The organism is Paenibacillus odorifer (assembly GCF_000758725.1).
Taxonomy (GTDB): Bacteria; Bacillota; Bacilli; order Paenibacillales; family Paenibacillaceae; genus Paenibacillus_AQ; species Paenibacillus_AQ odorifer.
The window spans coordinates 2522852-2539662 of record NZ_CP009428.1; the positions used below are offsets into that span (position 1 = coordinate 2522852).

Annotated in this window: 10 protein-coding genes; 6 read left to right on the plus strand and 4 right to left on the minus strand. The window is 44.2% G+C overall.

The features are described from left to right. The first annotated feature begins 19 nt into the window (after nt 1-19). Nucleotides 20-1225, plus strand: a complete 1206-nt coding sequence (locus PODO_RS10650; RefSeq protein ID WP_052096953.1) for a mannitol-1-phosphate 5-dehydrogenase — start codon at nt 20-22, stop codon at nt 1223-1225. Between the two features lie 93 nt (nt 1226-1318). Here the strand turns inward: PODO_RS10650 and PODO_RS10655 are convergent, their stop codons facing one another. Next, complete coding sequence (locus PODO_RS10655; RefSeq protein WP_038569981.1) at nt 1319-2779, minus strand: alpha-L-fucosidase; 1461 nt, start codon at nt 2777-2779, stop codon at nt 1319-1321. Nucleotides 2780-2899: 120 nt separating this feature from the next. Here PODO_RS10655 and PODO_RS10660 point away from each other — a divergent pair, with 120 nt between their 5' ends. Then, entirely contained in the window at nt 2900-3730 is an 831-nt protein-coding gene (locus tag PODO_RS10660) for an AraC family transcriptional regulator (RefSeq protein ID WP_038569983.1), read from the plus strand. A gap of 66 nt (nt 3731-3796) precedes the next feature. Here PODO_RS10660 and lacZ read toward each other — a convergent pair whose 3' ends face one another. After that, entirely contained in the window at nt 3797-6907 is a 3111-nt protein-coding gene (gene lacZ / locus PODO_RS10665; protein WP_038569985.1) for a beta-galactosidase, LacZ type, read from the minus strand. A gap of 121 nt (nt 6908-7028) precedes the next feature. Here lacZ and PODO_RS10670 point away from each other — a divergent pair, with 121 nt between their 5' ends. Together PODO_RS10670 and PODO_RS10675 are read left to right on the plus strand one after the other, a co-directional pair. Continuing rightward, nucleotides 7029-7853 carry an AraC family transcriptional regulator gene (locus PODO_RS10670; protein WP_036689725.1) on the plus strand — a complete coding sequence of 275 codons (825 nt, stop codon included), beginning with the start codon at nt 7029-7031 and terminating at the stop codon, nt 7851-7853. Between the two features lie 167 nt (nt 7854-8020). Further along, nucleotides 8021-8926, plus strand: coding sequence for a hypothetical protein (locus PODO_RS10675; protein ID WP_038569987.1), 906 nt, complete (start codon nt 8021-8023; stop codon nt 8924-8926). 47 nt (nt 8927-8973) lie between these two features. On the opposite strand, the gene PODO_RS10680 is transcribed toward PODO_RS10675, so the two are convergent. Then, complete coding sequence (locus PODO_RS10680) at nt 8974-9843, minus strand: AraC family transcriptional regulator (protein WP_038569989.1); 870 nt, start codon at nt 9841-9843, stop codon at nt 8974-8976. Between the two features lie 136 nt (nt 9844-9979). On the opposite strand from PODO_RS10680, the gene PODO_RS10685 reads away from it, so the two are divergent. Then, complete coding sequence (locus PODO_RS10685) at nt 9980-12646, plus strand: family 78 glycoside hydrolase catalytic domain (RefSeq protein ID WP_038569991.1); 2667 nt, start codon at nt 9980-9982, stop codon at nt 12644-12646. Between the two features lie 172 nt (nt 12647-12818). Next, entirely contained in the window at nt 12819-15200 is a 2382-nt protein-coding gene (locus PODO_RS10690; protein WP_038569993.1) for an alpha-L-arabinofuranosidase C-terminal domain-containing protein, read from the plus strand. Between the two features lie 72 nt (nt 15201-15272). Here the strand turns inward: PODO_RS10690 and arfA are convergent, their stop codons facing one another. Continuing rightward, nucleotides 15273-16778, minus strand: a complete 1506-nt coding sequence (gene arfA / locus PODO_RS10695; RefSeq protein WP_036689733.1) for an arabinosylfuranosidase ArfA — start codon at nt 16776-16778, stop codon at nt 15273-15275. Nucleotides 16779-16811: the final 33 nt, after the last annotated feature.

Consider the following 16811-nt stretch of genomic DNA (forward strand, 5'->3'; position numbering starts at 1 on the left):
ATTAAAGGGGGATACCAAATTGAGAGCCGTACACTTTGGAGCGGGCAATATTGGCAGAGGATTTATTGGGCCTATGTTGTCGGACTCCGGTTACAATGTTTGTTTCGTCGGAAGAAATAAGAGTAAAATTGCCCAATTGCAAAAACGTGGGCAATATCCTGTCACCCTAGCTAACAAGAACCGGGACAGCTTTATCGTTGATAATGTTACTGCGATCAATCTGAATGATACTGAGGACGTTACTAGAGCTATAGCAGAGGCTGAAATTGTGACAACTGCAGTCGGAATATCCGCTTTACAAGATATTGCTGAGACCATTGCGCAGGGCATCGAACGAAGGCTTGAAAATAGCAGAAATCTCAACCCTCTTCATATCATTGCCTGTGAGAATGGGATTGGAAGCAGTCAGAAGTTGAAAAAATCAGTTTATCGGCATATGAAGCAATCCTTCAAGGAACTTGCTGACCGCAATGTCGCTTTTCCCAATGCGATGGTTGACCGGATTGTACCTATGCAGAAAAATACAGATTCACTTGAAATCCTCGTTGAACCCTTCAGTGAGTGGGTTATTCCCCGCAGTGGAATGATTGGTAACTACAATGAAATTAAAGGCGTCCATTATGTAGATTCGCTGGCGCCATACCTCGAACGGAAGCTATTTACTGTGAATACAGGTCATTGCAGTGCAGCCTATTTTGGATACCTGGAAGGTTATACTAGCATTCAAGAAGCGATGTCTGATCCCGAAATCAGAGCTCGTGTTCACGGGGTGCTTAAGGAAACAGGGACCTTATTGGTGCATTTATATGGCTTCAAGCCCATAGAACATGACCGGTATATAGAAAAGATGATGGAACGATTCACTAACCCCAACTTTAACGATAAAATTACACGTGTCGCCCGCTCCCCGCTTCGCAAGCTTTCACCTAATGATCGACTCGTAAAACCGGCAATGCTTGCTCATGAACTTGGTTTTGAGACCTCACATTTAGTCTCAGCTATTGTTTCTGCACTTTATTTTGATTATGAAAAAGATCCAGAAGCCTTACAGCTTCAAGCGGACATCCGAAACCACGGGCTAAGTGAAGTCATTGCTACACAACTAAAAATCCCTACGGAGCATCCGCTTCATGGTCGCATTATTTTGGAGTCCAACAAATTACGCGCGAGATATCCTCATAGGACTAGAATGAAGACAGTAAACGTCAGGGTACCCTACTTTTAATATAAATTGATGGTTATAAAACTATAAAAGAGTGTTCTCTGCTGGATGGGCAAGAACACTCTTTTTATAGGTTTTGAAGTTCTGTAAGTGTCCCTAATCCAATTCAATCCGCAGAACAACCGGAGTCTCACTGCGAACCGAGGTTGTTTTTATAATCAGGGCTTCATCGGTTCTTTCCCATGCAGGTTGTTCCTCAAAACCTAAGATTTTGATCTGTTTAATCATCCCATGGAAGTGAGCAGAGTTTTCTTTAAGGGATTTGATTTGCACTATACCGTTGTTTGGATAGACAAGAACAGTAGCATAAAGATAACTGCCTTTTACCGTAAAGCGGATATCTTCATTGGTGAAAATCTTCGTGATCCCATCTGTAAACTGACCTTCAACGATCTCTGTAGGGCCTTCCCCGAAGGTGCGCCAGTAGGTCGTATCATAGATTGCTTCACCATTCACCTTTAGCCATTCTCCGATGCCAAGCAGAATCTCCTGATCCTGAGCTGGAATGCTGCCGTCCGCTTTAGGGCCTATATTCAGCAGCAAGTTGCCGTTTTTGCTTACGATATCTACTAAATCTCTGATAATTTCTACGGCAGATTTATAATCATTTTCCGGTGTATAACACCATGAATTTTTAGCTACTGCTGTATCCGTTTGCCAGAAATAAGGTTTAAGCCCGGAGAAATGACCTCTCTCAATATCTGGGATCGCTGAGCCAAACATGAAGGCATCATGCTTATAATTGATTGCAACCGGAGTTCCCCATTCCTCTCCCTTGTTGTAATAGTAAGCAGCGAACTTTTTGAGATAGGGTTTGAAGGCGGCTGTGTGAATCCACCAGTCAAAGTAAAAGATTTTCGGCTGATAATTGTCTACCAGCTCGCAGCAGCGAATCAACCAATCCTCCAGAAATTCTTGATTGGGTGGGGAGCCGAATAAATCCTGATGATCGGGTTCGGGCATAGATGGCCAATAGAGATCTCCACATACAAGCGGTTCATGGATATCGGAATCAAATTCCTTGCCATGAGACAGGAAGAACCAGTGCTCAGCTCTATGGGAAGATACACAAAACTCTAATCCCTGCTGCTCAAAAGCGTCTTTCATTTCCCCGACTAAATCCCGCTTGGGACCCATCTCATATGTGTTATAGTGGGAGTAAGCGCTCTTATACATTTGAAAGCCGTCATGGTGCTCTGCAACAGGCATCACGTATTTGGCTCCAGATAATTTAAAGAGATTGGCCCATTCCTCAGCATTGAAATGCTCAGCCTTGAACAAGGGGATGAAGTCTTTATAACCAAAGGTTTTATGCTCGCCATAGGTAGCAAGATGATGTTCATATTCCCGTGAACCCTGGATATACATATTTCGGGGATACCACTCATTGGCGAAAGCCGGAATAGAATAAAGACCCCAATGAATGAAAATACCAAACTTAGCGTTCTCATACCACGTAGGCACTTGAAATTGACTTAGTGAATCCCAATCGGCTTTGAATCTTCCAGTTACGATCGTATCTTCGATTACTTTTAAATAGTTGCTTTTATCCACCATTTTGCAATCATCCTTTCAAACGTTTATTTCTTCTTCATTGTAGTGAATGGATGTGGGAATCAAAATGTAGGACATTAACTTTTAGATGTACAAAACTAACCTGATAAGGCGGAGTAAGGGATGGATAACCATGTTTTGCTTACTAATTATTTATCCAATTTAAAGGTTGATTTATTTATGGCTGATTACAATCTTTGTGGCCGTGACTGGAGAGATCTCGACTATACGCCTGACTATAGTAAATTTTATTTTATTTGCGATGGGGAGGGTTGGTTAAAGATCGGGGATCGAGAATATTATCCGAAGCCTGGTCAGCTTTTTTTGATGCCTGAGGGAGTTAAGCAATCTTATTCTTGCATAAGTGATCAACCCTTTGAGAAGTATTGGTGCCATTTCAGCGCAAAAGTCGGAGACATTAATCTATTCAAAATGTTAGAGTTAAGTCATGTATGCAGAGAAGTAGATCCTCATGTAATCCAAGAGATTTTCAGCAGCCTAACGAGTCATATGAAATCTGATGCGGTGTATGCTCATTTATTAGCCAAAAGTAAGTTAATGGAGTTATTTTCTTATTTTATTATGAACATAGATGTAGACGAAATCACTTTTAAGAATCTAAGCTCGATCGAAAAATTAACGAAAATATTAACGTACATAGACGCCCATATCGAGCGTAATATCACCATACAGGAGCTTGCCGAGATTGCGTACATGCATCCCAACTATTTTATCCGGCTATTTAAACAGCAAATCGGAGTTCCACCCATTCAGTATATCACCAGAAAAAAGATAACTAAGGCCAAGGAGCTATTGAGGGGGACGCAAAGTTCTGTCGGTGAGATTGCCCATGATCTTGGTTTTAGCGATCTCTATTATTTCTCCAAACAGTTCAAAAAAAATGTGGGTTTAAGCCCTTCGGAATTCAGACAAGGAACAGTAGCAGTGAAATAAATAAAAGAAGACCGTCCTGTGTGGTAGAAACCAACCAGAGACGGCCTTTTTTATAAGTGGAAGAGATTAGAGCAGTGAGACAGTGAAACGGAAGATGTACGGGCGATTAGCCGGCAGAGTGAACTCTTCGTGGGTTGGTGCGCCCCAGCTGTCGTCACCGCCAACACCCATTTGCTTGTAGTTAACTCTTAGTACGCTTTTGTTCGAGACTGGCAATTTATAGACGTGATCATGGGCTTCCAATTCCTCAGGTTTCCAAGGCAGGGCATTAATCTCTATAGGCGTTGCACTTTCAAAATAGAGCCCTGATCCATCCTTGCTCTCTGTAATTGAAGCAAATCTGACATCTGTCTTGTTGCCGCACTCCTGAGGTTTGAGATAAGGCGTGAATTGTTCACTGACCTTGCCTGTATAACGTCCGAGTGGTGCCCCTGTTTGTCTATCCCAATAATTCTCATGAGGCCCGCGGCCGTACCATGATAGGGTATCAAGACTTCCATCTAGAACGAACATCATTCCGAACTCAGGGATTTCTGGCAGAACGCTGCTGCCCGGACTCAGTTCTTGCGTGATCTCTAAAGTCCCGTCAGCGCGAATCACATACTGAACCCGAAGCGTGGAGTCCGGACTTGTAGCCAGAAGGTAGCTGGCAGAGACGAGACAGAGAGAGCCTTCGGTTCTAAATGTAAAGCTGATTAAGTGTTGTTTATGCGATGCCTGCTTCCATACTGCACACCGCTGTGGCAATTTATTACCGCAATCATTATCTGTGACTGCTCTCCAGAAGTTAGGTCTTACAGGCTCAAGCAGACGTTCTTTGCCTGAGGAACGATAAGAGTTCAGAGCACCCGTAGTGGTACTAAAGCTCAGTTCGAAATTATCACCTTGTACGTTCAAAACATTCTCAAGCTCGCTGACACGCAGTGTTTCTGTGGTTCTCTTTGAGGTATTGGTTACGAAACGAGGTGACAGAATGAACTGTTCCCAAGCGATTTCGTGATTGGCTTCTGCCCATATAGTTGCTGAAGGCTGAATAAAGGAAAGATTCAGAACTGCCTCATGATTGCCACGCAGTGAATCCAGCTCGTAAGGAACTTTGCATGAAGTGCTCTCACCTGGTGCACATGAGATCTTCAGTAAGCCTTCTTGCGCAGTTACTCCGTCTAAACGAACTTCCCATTTGAGATCGTATTCCTTTAAGTTGGTAAATAAGAAGGAATTGCGAATCTGGAAGAGTCCTTCTAGGATATTTTCAGTCGTTACTTTAATATTCTGATAACATTTTTTGACCTCAAAGAGCTTAGGAGTAACCGTACGATCAGCAAAAAGCAATCCGTTGCCACTAAAATTGCCGTCATGAGGCGATTCACCAAAGTCCCCGCCATAAGCGAGATATTCAATTCCCTCGGAGGTGTGGGTCCGAATGGCTTGATCTACCCAATCCCAAATGAATGCACCTTGAACAATGTCATATTTGTCGAACAAGTCACAGTATAAGTGCAGCCCACCGCATGAATTGCCCATGGCATGACTGTATTCGCAGAGGATATAAGGCTTCTTCGGATTATTAAGCGCATATTTTTCAACATCCTGCGGTTTAATGTACATAGTAGATTCTATGTCACTTGCTGCTTCCGATTCTCTACAGTGAAAGATTCCCTCATAATGAACCGGCCGCGAAGGATCGGTTTCTCTCAGGTAGTCGTGCATAGCGATAAAATTGTCGCCTCCGAAAGATTCATTGCCGAGAGACCATATGATGACTGAAGGGTGGTTTTTGTCCCTTTGCATCATGGAGTTGCAGCGGTCAATGACATTGGCCCGCCATTCCGGTTTGCTTCCAGGAACATTCCCGTCATTCAATCCTTCTTGGCTGTATGCCCAAGTGCCGTGCGTTTCCAGATTGGTTTCGTCAATTACATATAATCCGTATTCATCACATAACTCGTACCAGACAGACTGATTCGGGTAATGGGAGGTTCGAACGGCATTAATATTATGTGTTTTCATTAATTGGATGTCGCGCAGCATATCTTCTTTGGCTAAAGCACGACCTGTGTCACAAGAGAACTCGTGGCGATTGACGCCCTTAAGCACGATTCTTTTGCCGTTGATCTTCATAAGTCCGTCTCTAATCTCAAACTTGCGGAATCCAACCTTACAGCTGACCGTTTCTTGTGTATGCCCGTTGTCGTCATTTATAGACAGGACTAAGGTATAAAGATAAGGGGTTTCAGCACTCCATTTAAATGGCTGCTCAACCGGGGCAGAAAGCTTGAGTTGCTGGACGCCTTCTTGCTCAAAGGAACCAGTAGTGGAGATAGGAGTCTCCCAAACAGGCTGGCCCTCTTTATTGTAAAGCTGCATTTGCAGTGTATATGGGCTTTGCTCGTTAAAGTAATTTTCCACCTTGATATCTACATTTAAATCCGCATGTACGAAGTTTTCATCCAGGTCGGTGTGGACGAAGTAATCAGCAATATGAACGGAAGGCGCCGAATAAAGATAGACTTCCCGAAAAATACCGCTAAGGCGCCAGAAATCCTGATCCTCTAGCCAGCTGGCATCACACCAACGATAAACCTCGACAGCTAGTTTGTTGTCCCCTGCAACTAAATATGGGGTGATATCGAACTCTGATGGAGTAAATGTATCTTCACAGTACCCGACAAGTTCACCGTTTACCCAGACGTAGAAAGCGGATTCAACTCCCTGAAAGCTTAGGTACACCGGTTGACCATTCCAAGACTCAGGTACAGTAAAGGTTCGTAGATAAGAGCCTACTGGATTATATTTTGTTGGGGCAAAGGGGGCTTTAAGCTCTGGCTCGGATTCCGCCCAAGGATACCGGAGATTTGTATATTGTGGATAGTCGTAACCTTGGAACTGCCAGTGGGACGGTACAGGAATTGTATCCCAAGTACTGCAATCAAAATCTGCTTTATAGAAATCCACAATTCGTTGATCCGGTGTTTCGGAAAAAGCGAATTTCCAAAGCCCATTGAGGGTTTGGTAGAAAGGTGAGGTTTCTTTATCGTTAGTTAGCGCTTGGGATAAACTACGGTAAGGGATCATGGAGGCATGTGCATCCAATCGATTCAATTCAAAAGTCTCTGGGTTGTTATTCCATTCCGGATAACCGTTAGCAGGTGGCTGGTAGACAAACTTTGCTCGCATGAGTTGATCTCCTTTATAATCATTGTAATGTTATTATATTCATATTATAAGTTGAAGTAATGTTAGGATAAATAAAAGAATTTTAGTCCCAGATAACAAAATATGAAACGAGGACTTATTTATGGAGAGCAAAATTATTTTTTGCCAAACAGAAGATGTAAGCATGCTGCCGCTTTATGCTACAACCCTTGGATTTTGGGAGCATCAGCCAGAAACTATACGTCCTGCAGGCTTTCCAGACTATCAAATACATCAGATTCACGAAGGTAAGGGTGAGCTTATCATTCATGAGAGCCGATATCTCGTGGGTCCAGGGGATGTGTTCTTTTTGTTCCCGGATATTCCTCATTCGTATGCCCCTATCAGTGGGAAGGAGTGGAAGGTATCATGGGTCTCGTTCAATGGCAGAGAGGTTGGTCAAATGCTGCTCTATGCGGGCATCCGCGAGTCTGGTCCTGCTAGATTAAAAGAAGATCAATGGCTCAATCCTCTAAAGCAAATCCTTATGCTGCCAGATAGCAATGAGCTGGAAACCAATTTAGCACGATCAAAACATCTTTACGCATTGCTTCTGGATTTAAAAAGAAAGCTAGTATCGCCTCTGAATGAGGCACATGAATTGGAGCGAATCAAACCGGTGCTGCGTTATATAGAGAGCAATCTGCATAGGACGCTTCCTTTAAAGGAGCTGGCGGAGATTATTTCTGTATCGCCACAGTATTTATGCAGGCTTTTTCAAAAAACAATTCATGATCGACCTGTAACCTATATCAATAAGCAACGTATCAATTTGAGTAAACAGCTTATGTTTAATGGACGCGATAAAAAAATGTATGAAATTGCCCAGCTAGTGGGCTTTGATAATGCTAGTTACTTTTGTTTGGTGTTTAAAAGATTGACAGGGATGAGTCCTGAGCAATTTAAGCAGCTGCATGGTTTGGATTAGATAAACGCTTACTTGTTACCGTCTAGCACAACATGATATAGTTTACTTGAGTTCCTGCGATGTTTTTTTTACTGCTTAGCCCATACTTTTACTGCCACAAGAATTCAATACATAGAACCAAATTAACGATCTGAAATGACGAAAAGCATCAGGAAGGAGACATCATTTTGAATGAGAAGCTAAAGCAAGCCTATGAGCGTTTGAACTTGCCTGAAGACGTTACCCGGGAGGAATTGAACAAAAGGTTAGATATTCATTTGAAACGCCGTCGATCGAATTCGACTGAAGATGAGGTCGCAGCTTATGAAGAGGAATTCCGCGCTTACAAAACCATCCTAGATGGCTTGGATCAGAAGGAGATTCAGGAAGCGGAGGACAAGCGCCTGGAGAAGTGGGGAGCCATGTCCGGCGTAGCACGTAAATCGGAGAATTTCTTTCGGCTCTACAAAACGCACACTATTATTTCTATTATCGTGCTGCTAGTAGTTATCTTTGGGGGGAAAGCGCTCTATGATCAGTGGCAGGAAAGAAAATATGAAGCTACGCTCCCACCGGTAGATGTTCGAATCATGTTCCTAGGCAACTATGAATCTCAGGACTCGTCAGGTAAGAATGAAGAGCTAAAACAAGAGATTATCAAACGTTACCCGACCTGGAAGAGAGTGGAGGCAGAAATCGTTTATCTACCCTCAACAGGTGGGACGGATGGTGGAGTCTTGGATATGAGCTATATGCAGCGGGCTATGGCGATGCTGGCAGCCGACCATCCGGATATCCTGATTATGGATCATGCTACTTTTGAATGGATTGGCCAGCAGTCGGGACTGCAAAATCTGGAGTCGTTTATTAAATCCGCAGGACTTCCTCTGGACGATAACCGTTTGAAACGTATGACTAACCCGGAGAGTGGTCAAGAGCTGATTACTGGCATAGATATCACAGATACGGATTTTGCTACAGAACTCCCTATCCATTCAAACCAGATGATCATCGGAACGTTAGGGCAAGATGACAGTAAGACTAAATCAACTGATTTTGTTGAGTTTTTACTTAAACAGATCACTAATCAATAAATTAATAGGGCCGATGTTGTATGGATGTTCATACGACATCGGCTTTTTTATGATCTGTAGAGCTTGCGGTACGCGATGGGTGTCTGGCCGACTATTTTTTTGAATACAGCGTTAAAGGAGTCGATGTCACGGTAACCAACTAGCTCGGCAATCGTATTAATTTTATGTCCAGAAGTACGCAGCAATTCACAGCTTTTATGCATTCGCAGATTCTTCAAGTAGGTCCCAAAGGACTGGCCAGTATGCTTGTGGAACATACGCTGAAGATGCCTGCTGCTCCACTGTGAAATACGGGCTAATTCGGCAAGTGTAATCTTCTCTGACAGATTATGCTCTAGGTATTGAATGACTTGCGTGAAGTCTGCCATATCCATCGTAGATTTGTCATCTTCTCCGTATTTTTGCCTGTACACTGCTATGATTAATTGACTCAGCAGGGTGTAAAGCATTGTTTTGGAGCCCATACCGGATACCGACATTTCATGATATAAATTCAGCATTAAGCGCTCGATAGAGCCATCTCGATCTGAGACGGAAAAGTAAGATGAGCTGCTACTCCCAAGAGTGGCTAGGTGCTCCCGGATAGATGGCTCTTGAAGGACGATATTTAATTGCTCCACCATTTGCATATCAAAAAGGCAATTATAGACGATCAGGCGATTCCCTAAAGTATCAGAAGTTGCTGGACGGAACACATGGGGAGCACCTACAGGAATCACGAACAGCATTCCTTTTCTAACGGGAAAGATCTCATTTTCAAGGTGATGAAAACCTCTTCCTTCAGCTACATAGCAATACTCAATAAATTCATGTGCATGAAAAGGGGCATGGAAGTTCTCAGAATAGCGGTTAACCAGCAGATGCAGATCGTTTTGAAAAAAGACTTCACTTTTGAACAACTCGGTGGTTCGTTGCATGTATAATTTCCCTTCCAAATTTATGGCATGATTGCAGGGGTATGATGTCCTTTTTACCGGGTGATGAAAGCGGTAACGCAGCTATAATTATAGGGCAAAGACTAATTTGTAGCTATAGAGGGAGGTTTTTATCTATATGTTCGCAATCACTAAGCTTCGTTGTGAGTACAAAGAAAATCCGCTAGGAATTGATGTGATCAGACCTAGAATCAGTTGGCAGTTAGTTTCAGATGACAGGGACTGCATGCAGTCTGCTTATCAAATTCAAGTGGCTGAGAATATGCTTTTTCAAGGCAAGCTATGGGATACAGAGGAAGTAAAGTCTTCTCAATCGATCCATGTTGAGCTTGAAGGTCTGCTGCTGGAAGCTCGCACGCGTTATTATTATCGGGTTCGGGCATGGAATCAGAATGCAACAGACTCGGGTTGGTCTGAGGTTGCATTTTTTGAAACCGGACTATTAGATGCAGGGAATTGGCAGGCGGAGTGGATCAGCGCTCCTACAGCCTCTTTTTCACAAGATTCTGAGATTTGCCCACAGCTTCGTACATTCGTGGATGTAAAAGGTCCAGTGGAAAGTGCAAGGATTTATGTTACTGCTTTGGGCTTGTATGAACTGCAGCTGAACGGAAGTCGGGTGGGAGATCATTATTTTACTCCAGGCTGGACCAGTTACAGTAAACGGCTGCAATATCAAACTTATGATGTCACAAAGCTTCTGCATGAAGGTGCGAATGCGTTAGGCGCACTGTTAGGCAATGGCTGGTACAGAGGGTATTTGGGCTGGGATAATCAAAAGGAGATTTATGGATCAAAGACTTCACTTCTGCTGGAGCTTCATATCCGGTACGCAGACGGTTCAAATGAGCTTATTAGCTCAGATCAGAATTGGCAGGCTGCAAAAAGCGCAATTATGATGTCTGAAATTTATAATGGTGAAACCTATGATGCTCGGCTGGAGCTGGATATCACCGATCCTTCATCAGAAGGTTGGCATCCAGTGGAGATTATTAACTATTCCAAAGCGATTATCGTTGCCCAGGAAAATGTGCCAGTGACACAAGTTGAAACCTTGAAGCCGATTGCACTGCTGACTACCCCGCAGGGAGATAGAGTGCTGGACATGGGCCAGAACATGGTAGGGTGGTTAAAATTTAATGTGAAAGGTCAATCTGGTCAGGCGGTAGAACTTCAGCATGCTGAAATATTAGACCGGGACGGAAATTTCTACACGGAGAATATGCGTAAAGCGAAACAGTGCATCCGCTATACTCTGAAAGGTGGAGAGCAAGAGACGTATGAACCACACTTCACTTTCCAAGGTTTTCGGTATGTGAAGCTTAGTGGGTTCTCAGCAGATCTTCAACTAGAGGATTTCACAGGAATTGTGATGCACTCCAATATGGAACGTACGGGTGATTTTCAGTGCTCAGATCCACTTGTGAATCAACTGCATCACAATATCCTGTGGGGGCAAAAAGGGAATTTCCTCGATGTGCCCACTGATTGTCCACAGCGTGATGAGCGGCTCGGCTGGACGGGGGATGCTCAGATGTTTGTCCGCACAGCCTCTTATTTGATGAATACGGCACCATTCTTTACGAAATGGCTGCGGGATTTGAAGGCAGACCAAACCCCTGAGGGCGGCATTCCGTTTTTTATTCCAGAGCTGAGAGCAGCTCCTCCTGGCGACGGAGATACTAACCATTCTTCTGCGGCCTGGGGAGATGCAGCTACGATCTGTCCATGGACAATCTATGAAATGTATGGCGACAAAAGGCTGCTTGCAGAGCAATACGAGAGCATGAAGCAATGGATTTCTTATATTTATGCACAGGGAAGCAATCCTTATCTATGGAATACTGGGTTTCATTTCGGCGATTGGCTAGCGCTTGATTCCAAGCCAGACAGCTATGTAGGGGCTACAGATCGGGATTATGTCGCCACCGCTTTTTATGCCTATTCTGTTTCTCTGACTTTGAAAGCGGCAATAGCCTTAGAAAAATCGGAGGACGTGGACTATTATAGTGAGCTGCACGCCAAAATTATAAAAGCATTCAGTGATGAGTTCATAACACCTGCGGGCAGGTTATCCGTCTCTACACAGACTGCACAGATATTAGCCTTACGTTTCGATCTTGTAGAAGGGGTCGCCAAAGAACGTGCAATTCAGAAGCTCACTGAGCTGCTTGCTGAAGCTAAGGATCATCTGACTACTGGATTCGTGGGCACACCTTATCTGAATCCTGTGCTCAGCGAGATTGGAAATAACGAACTCGCGTATAAGCTTCTTTTTCAAAAGGATTATCCATCCTGGCTGTATCAGGTGACGAAAGGTGCGACGACGATTTGGGAGCATTGGGATGGGATCAAGGAGGACGGCAGCTTCTGGAGTGCAGATATGAATTCTTTCAATCATTACGCCTATGGCGCAATAGGTGAATGGTTGTATCGTTACGTTGCAGGAATTGGAACAGATGAGTTGGAGCCTGGCTTCAAAATCGTTCATATCAAGCCACAGCCAGGCCCCGGTCTGGATTATGCAGAAGCTAGTCTTGAAACCATGTACGGAAAAGTGGAGTCAGCGTGGCGGCGATCAGAGGATAATGGAATGGTGATCCACGTTACGATTCCTGCCAATACCAACGGTATTGTCGTTCTGCCTGGAGCCAATCAACTAGGGTTATTAGAAAATGGAGTCCCTGTGAAGCAGTCCAGAGGCGTGCACAGCATCAGCTTGGTCGATAACGGAGTGAGACTCGAAATAGGTTCGGGCAGCTATCAATTTACGTATTCTTTATAACCTATACTAGGGGGCTTCCTAGTGTGAACTGACATCGAGGGGTATTCGGTGTCAGTTTTTCGTTTTCGAATTGACGAATGTAGAGAGGAGTTATTATAATGATTTATATTGATATGAACTAAGTAATATAAATATAAATCAAATTGGAATTCACAAGGAGGAAGACAAAAGAATGAAGACAGAAGGAAAATTGACGATACATACGCAGCAGCGGGGGGCGGAGTTAGGCGATCTATTCGGTATTTTCTTCGAGGATTTGAATCATGCGGCCGATGGTGGGCTTTACGCTGAGCTAGTTCAGAACCGATCTTTTGAATTCGACCCGATTGACCGGGCAGATTATCATGCGCTGATGGCTTGGGAGCCTGTAGAACGTGGAGATGGAAAGGTGAATATCTCTGTAGAAGACAGCAAGCCCTTAAATGATCGTAACCAACATTATGTTGCCATCGATATTGTGGCTGAAGGTGACGGCGTTGGCCTGATGAATCTAGGCTTTAACAGTGGTATTCCGGTAAAAGAAGGCGAGAATTATAACTTCTCGGTGTATGCCCGCCGGGAGACAAGCTTTGATGTGCCGCTTACCGTAAACATCGAAAGCACAGACGGCACCATTCTTGGTGAAGTGGAAATAGCCGTTAGCAGCTCGGAATGGAACCGATATGAAGCCGTTATCACAGCTAATAGCACTGACACAAGCAGTCGTCTTGTAATCGTTACCAAAGGTAGCGGGAAGGTATATCTGGATATGGTTTCTCTGTTTCCTGAGAAGACCTTTAAGAATAGACCCGGAGGCATGCGTGAAGATATTTCGCTGCTGCTCGCTGATTTAAAACCTAAATTTATGCGGTTCCCAGGAGGATGTCTGGTGCATGACGGTTCCTTGGATCCAGATGACAGAGACTCCTTGTACAGATGGAAGAATACGATTGGGGATGTTGCACAAAGACCGGCAAGACGCAATAACTGGTCATATAATCAGACGCTTGGGTTAGGTTATTATGAATATTTTCAGTTCTGTGAGGATATTGGAGCTAAGCCGATCCCCGTTCTTCCGGGCGGCTATGACCCGCATCATAAACGGATGGTCCCGCTGGATGAATTAACGCCTTGGATTGAGGATGCTTTGGATTTAATTGAATTCGCCAAGGGGGATTCTTCCACGAAGTGGGGAGGCATTCGTGCAGAACTGGGTCACCCCGAGCCTTTTGGGCTGGAGTATGTCGGCATTGGGAACGAAGAGGTAGGTACACCCTTTTTCGAGAGATATCCTTACTTTCATCAAGCCATCAAAGCAAAATATCCGGAAATCAAGGTCATTAATTCTAGTGGCCCGTTCTCTGCCGGTCAGGAATATGAACGGGGCTGGACGTCGGCAAAAGAGAATAAGTCTGACCTCGTAGACGAGCATTATTACTGTACACCTGAATGGTTCCTGGCTAATCATCATCGTTATGATGACTTCAAAGCGGATGAGCCAAAGGTATTCCTCGGTGAATATGCTTCATGGGGCAATACCTATTACAATGCATTAGTAGAAGCAGCATTTATGACAGGTCTGCAAAATAATGCTCATGCCGTTGGCTTAGCTTGTTATGCTCCAATGCTCTGTAATGTGGATTATATCAACTGGAAGCCGGACCTGATCTGGTTCAATAATCATGAAGTGTACGGAACGGCAAACTATTATGTGCAAAAGCTATTCATGAACCATCAGGGAGATCATTTGCTGAAGATGGAAGCAGATGGCTTCACGGCAACGAAGGAAAGCAGAAAGGAAGCGATCACTGGAGCCGTCAGTTTCGGTGTGGATGCCTCTGCTGCTCGTTTCTCCGAGATCACATTAGTCAACAATCTTACGGGAGAAGTGAAGACGTATTCTGACTTATCAGAGGAGGTTTCAAATCTGCCTGACCCTGCTCAGAACAGAACGGCTAAACGGACACTAGAGCTTGGTGAGACAGAGTGGGAAAACTATACTTTGCATTTTAAGGCTACACGAACCGCAGGGAATAAAGGGTTTATCTTCTATTTTGGTAAAGCAGATGATCAGAATCATTTGTACTGGGAGCTTGGTGGCTGGCAGAATCAGGATTCGATTGTGGCCTCAATTATCAACGGAAGAAATTCTGTTCTGACGCATGCTATGTTTACTGTTGAAACAGACGTAGAATACGATCTTAAGCTAGAAGTAGTGGGCAGACATATCCGTACTTTTATTAACGGAGAACTGGTGAATGAGACAGAAGATAAACTTCCGGTCATTGAACCGCTGTATTACACGGCAAGTGTGGAAGATTTAACGGGGGATATTATCCTCAAGACAGTAAATGTACAAGAGAACAGTGTTTCTGCAGAGGTTGTACTGGAATCTTTGGTAAAAGAAGCACTGACCATCGAAGTCTATGAAATGTCGGGATACCAGCTTGAGGACGAAAATAACTTTGAGAATAAGCAGCGGGTCTCTCCGAAACAAACCAGCTTTAAGACAGAAGGAAGCAGCTATACTTATGAATTTCCGAAGCAATCCGTGACAATTTTCAGAATAAAATAACGAAGACGCCCCCATGAATCTCTGGCTTATTAAAGATTCATGGGGGCGTTTCTATGACTATTACAAGTTAACTTAGCCGTTCACACGCAGTCGAATCACATTCCAGGAAGCTTTTGCGAGAAGGGCTTTTACATGTCCACCCTCAACAATGGCTTTGCCTTGGCTAGGCATCACATTATGTGGATTGGATTTGGTATTTACAGCTTTAATATCTTCATGTTCCAGTACAATATGCTCAATAATGTTTACGGAACTGAAGCTGCGCAGATCCACGTCGAGCTCTAGTCCTTCGGATAAATGGCGGTTTACAGCGAAGACGGTTACTTCATTCAGCTCCTCGTTGTATACACTAATGGCTTCCAAATAAGGCACATCAGTGAAATCTTTGGAATCGTATTTAGGGCTGGAAATCAGCGGGTGAAGTACGGTTCCACGACCATAAAGGGAAGCATGCAGGTACGGATAATAAGTAGTCTGCAGCCAAAGCGGTCCGCCATTTTCAGTCATAATTGGGGCGATAACATTGATCAGCTGCGCTAAGCAGGCCATTTTCACACGATCAGCATGCTTCAATAATGAAATAAGACAGCAGCCCACAACAAGTGCATCTTCAAGTGTGTACACATCTTCGAATTCTGGCGGTGCGATCTGCCAGTGTTGTTCGGCACGGCTGCTGCCTTGTGATTTCCATACATTCCATTCATCGAGCGACAGATTTATTTTCTTTTTGCTCTTTTTCTTCGCTTGAACATAATCACAGGTGGCAGCCACACTGCTGATGAAATGATCCAAATCCATGGAGCGGGCTAGGAAGTTAGGCGTGTCGTCATTGTTGTTATTGTAGTACGTATGCAGTGATAAATAATCCACATTATCATAAGAAAGATCAAGCACGGTAGCTTCCCACTCGGCAAAAGTGTCCATACCGCTGCCGGAGCTGCCACAAGCCACAAGCTCAAGCGTTGGATCGACCCAGCGCATAGCTTTTGCAGTTTCGTTCGCTAACCGGCCATATTCGACCGCGGTTTTAGCTCCAATCTGCCACGGACCATCCATTTCATTTCCGAGGCACCAGGTCTTAAAAGCGTGGGGCTCTTTATACCCATGAGAGATCCGCAGGTCACTGTAGTAGGAACCGGAAGGATGATTGCAGTACTCTACTAGATTTCTAGCTGCATCGATGCCGCGTGTTCCAAGGTTAACTGCCATCATGACTTCGCTGCCTACGAGCTTAGCCCAATCTGCAAATTCGTTGGTACCCACTTGATTGGTTTCTGTGGTCCACCAAGCTAATTCAAGAGATTGCTTGCGTTCATGCTTGGGTCCAACCCCATCTTCCCAATTGTAACCGGATACAAAGTTTCCTCCAGGATAACGGATGATAGGAACGTTTAGGGCACGAATAGCTTCGATGGCATCGTTCCGAAAACCATTCTGATCCGCAGTAGGGTGACCCGGGTCATAAATCCCACCGTAAACTGCTCTTCCTAAATGTTCGATAAATGAGCCGTAGATCCGCGGGTCTACTTCAGCTAGTCTGAAATCTTTGTCAATAATCATTGTCGATTTAATCGGCATGAGTGTACAGCTCCCTCTAGTTGAATTAATGAT

Excerpts from the sequence above, each read along its gene's own strand:
- arfA (WP_036689733.1), bottom strand. The coding sequence starts at position 16,778 with ATGCCGATTAAATCGACAATGATTATTGACAAAGATTTCAGACTAGCT.
- PODO_RS10655 (WP_038569981.1), bottom strand. The coding sequence starts at position 2,779 with ATGGTGGATAAAAGCAACTATTTAAAAGTAATCGAAGATACGATCGTA.
- lacZ (WP_038569985.1), bottom strand. The coding sequence starts at position 6,907 with ATGCGAGCAAAGTTTGTCTACCAGCCACCTGCTAACGGTTATCCGGAA.
- PODO_RS10685 (WP_038569991.1), top strand. The coding sequence starts at position 9,980 with ATGTTCGCAATCACTAAGCTTCGTTGTGAGTACAAAGAAAATCCGCTA.
- PODO_RS10680 (WP_038569989.1), bottom strand. The coding sequence starts at position 9,843 with ATGCAACGAACCACCGAGTTGTTCAAAAGTGAAGTCTTTTTTCAAAAC.
- PODO_RS10670 (WP_036689725.1), top strand. The coding sequence starts at position 7,029 with ATGGAGAGCAAAATTATTTTTTGCCAAACAGAAGATGTAAGCATGCTG.
- PODO_RS10690 (WP_038569993.1), top strand. The coding sequence starts at position 12,819 with ATGAAGACAGAAGGAAAATTGACGATACATACGCAGCAGCGGGGGGCG.
- PODO_RS10660 (WP_038569983.1), top strand. The coding sequence starts at position 2,900 with ATGGATAACCATGTTTTGCTTACTAATTATTTATCCAATTTAAAGGTT.